The sequence below is a fragment of the Skermanella sp. genome, assembly GCF_059503625.1.
On the sequence record NZ_JCACHA010000475.1, the window covers coordinates 1 to 2,248 of the forward strand.

Here is a 2,248-nt window from a genome sequence, read left to right on the forward strand (position 1 = left end):
GTGTGCTCTTCCGATCTGGCGCGCAGCACGGGACCGGCCCTGATCCAGGGCGGCATTGCTCTCCAGCAGCTCTGGATGTTCTGGGTTGCGCCCCTGATCGGCGGCGTACTGGGCGGGCTCACCTATCGGGCGCTGGCGGCCGAAGAGACGACGATCAAGCCGGCGATCACCGGCGAACCGGCACGCTGAGCGGGGATACGGATCCGCATCGCATCGGGGCTCCACAAGCCCCGGAGGAAGACAGACCCCGGACATAAATAGACCCCGCTGCGGAGGCATCGCAGCGGGGTCTTCAGTCGGGGCTTCATCCGGTGGTCACTGCTGACTCGCCCGGTTGAAAAGAATATAGCATTTTAACTGTATGCGAGTCATACCTCTTTCGAGACTCTTTGGAGGGCTCTATCGCAGGTAGCAGGACCCCTCTCACGTGTCATGCTCCAGCAGATCCGAAAGTATGTCACGCTCCAGTTCCGCCACCAGACGCCTGTAATCCCGCACGAAGTCAGCCGCACGTGGCGTCGGCGACTGTTCCCAGGACGACAGCGCATCGGATGCTTCCTTGTAGTCGGCGCACATCGTCCTGAACCGGGAGTCGGTTCGGAGCCGCAGCAGGATCACGTCCCTGTAGGCGGGAAAGCGGTGCAATACGAACCCGGCCGTCCCGTTCATCCTGGCCTCCACGCGCTGACGCTTTCCCAGGTGAAAACCAACTCCGGACGCCGACTGTAGCGGCTGCACCTTCGTCCTTCAGGTATGTAACCGTAGAATACGGCGTTGGATCAGTGGCCCGGCGCCAGTTTCAGGCCGACGATACCGGCCACGATCAAGGTTATGCAGCCGAGGCGAAGCGCGCTGGCGGGTTCGCCATGGATCGCCATGCCGGCGATTACGGTTCCGACGGTGCCGATGCCGGTCCAGATCGCATAGGCCGTACCCAGCGGCAGCGTCCTGAGCGCCAGCCCGAGAAGTCCGAGACTGACGACCATGCAGCCAGCGGTGAGGACGGATGGGACGAGACGGGTGAAGCCTTCCGTCTGCTTCAATCCCAAGGCCCAGCCGATTTCGAAAACTCCGGCGAGGAACAGAAATACCCAAGCCATCACAGACCTCCAGTGTCCGTGGCTGGGTCGTCCCGGCCGATAAGTGCTGATGGGAAGATGCAGGGTCGTCCCCGCATCGAAAATCATATGGTTACAACAGATCCTGCTTCAAGTCTTGCCGACCTGAGCCAGCAACTTCTCCAGTCCCTGATCGACGATGCCAAGGTCGCGCAGATGACCGACCGTATTGGCAAGATAGTCGCGGTTCGGGCCACGCTCTCCGACGCCCTGCCGGATGAACCGGACGACATCCGCCGGCCCCAGCTCACCGCAATATTGCCGGTGAGCGCGGTCGGCGACGAAAGTGCAGGCCGGTATCCGACCCTCATCTGTCGAAACCTTGATGAACTTGGGAGAATAGACGCCGCTGACCATCTCGCGGTCCCAGAGCAGGTCGATCGTAGAGTCGACATGCGGCGGTTCGACGCGGAAGGCGATGCCACGGCAGGAACCGCCACGATCCAGGCCCAGAACCAGTCCCGGCCGCTCGGGCGTGCCCCGGTAGCGGTGCGAATAGACGCAGAACCGCCGGTGATAGCCCCTCAGCAACGCCTGCCGCCGTTCGGCATAGGGAAACTCGGGGTTCCACATCAGCGATCCGTAGCCGAACACCCATAGGTCGCTTCCCGGCGGCACCTTGATCTTCGGAAAGAGTACGGAGCCGCGGGAGGGCCGGAAGACCATTGCCGGCTCGACGCCCGTGGTGGCGTCGAAGTCGCTCTCGGCAAGCTCCTGGGAAAGGGTGGCGGCATCGCCTTCGACCGCGCCGCGTTTGTAATCTTCGGCAGACATGACCCTCAGATAGTGTCCCCTCAGCGCAGATGCCACCGTAGCACGGATCGACGCGGCTCTCGACCTCCATCGCCGCTACCCGGTATAAGTCAGCGCCCTTCCCCATACCGGTCGAGTCATGCGCGCCAGACACATCCTGCTCTCTCTTCTTCTGCTTGCCGTTCTCGGCGCCGGCTATACGGCATGGTGGTTCTACGCCGCCGGAATCGTGCGCGACAGCGTCGACGGCTGGATCGCCGCCGAGCGGGCCAATGCGAGCTTCATCGAGTACAAGGGACTGGATCTGTCCGGCTATCCATTGTCCCTGACCGCGACGACGACCGATTTTTCGATCCAGCGCGCCGACGGCCTGAGTT

The 2,248-nt window shown here is 62.7% G+C and carries 5 protein-coding genes; 2 read left to right on the top strand and 3 right to left on the bottom strand.

Translation table 11 applies throughout. The features are described 5' to 3' along the window. Positions 1–189 (top strand): aquaporin (locus AC5JJ6_RS10415; RefSeq protein WP_496041969.1); only part of this gene is annotated, 189 nt, incomplete at its 5' end. Between the two features lie 234 nt (positions 190–423). On the opposite strand, the gene AC5JJ6_RS10420 is transcribed toward AC5JJ6_RS10415, so the two are convergent. The 3 genes from AC5JJ6_RS10420 to AC5JJ6_RS10430 form a co-directional block, all read right to left on the bottom strand. Further along, the gene (locus AC5JJ6_RS10420) at positions 424–669 is read right to left on the bottom strand and encodes a hypothetical protein (protein ID WP_496041970.1); all 246 of its coding nucleotides are present in this window, start codon (positions 667–669) and stop codon (positions 424–426) included. 110 nt (positions 670–779) lie between these two features. Continuing rightward, the gene (locus AC5JJ6_RS10425) at positions 780–1,100 is read right to left on the bottom strand and encodes a DMT family transporter (RefSeq protein ID WP_496041971.1); all 321 of its coding nucleotides are present in this window, start codon (positions 1,098–1,100) and stop codon (positions 780–782) included. Positions 1,101–1,208: 108 nt separating this feature from the next. Continuing rightward, complete coding sequence (locus AC5JJ6_RS10430) at positions 1,209–1,892, bottom strand: gamma-glutamylcyclotransferase (protein ID WP_496041972.1); 684 nt, start codon at positions 1,890–1,892, stop codon at positions 1,209–1,211. A 118-nt stretch (positions 1,893–2,010) separates the two neighbouring features. On the opposite strand from AC5JJ6_RS10430, the gene AC5JJ6_RS10435 reads away from it, so the two are divergent. After that, a partial coding sequence (locus AC5JJ6_RS10435; RefSeq protein WP_496041973.1) for a DUF2125 domain-containing protein occupies positions 2,011–2,248 on the top strand: 238 nt, incomplete at its 3' end.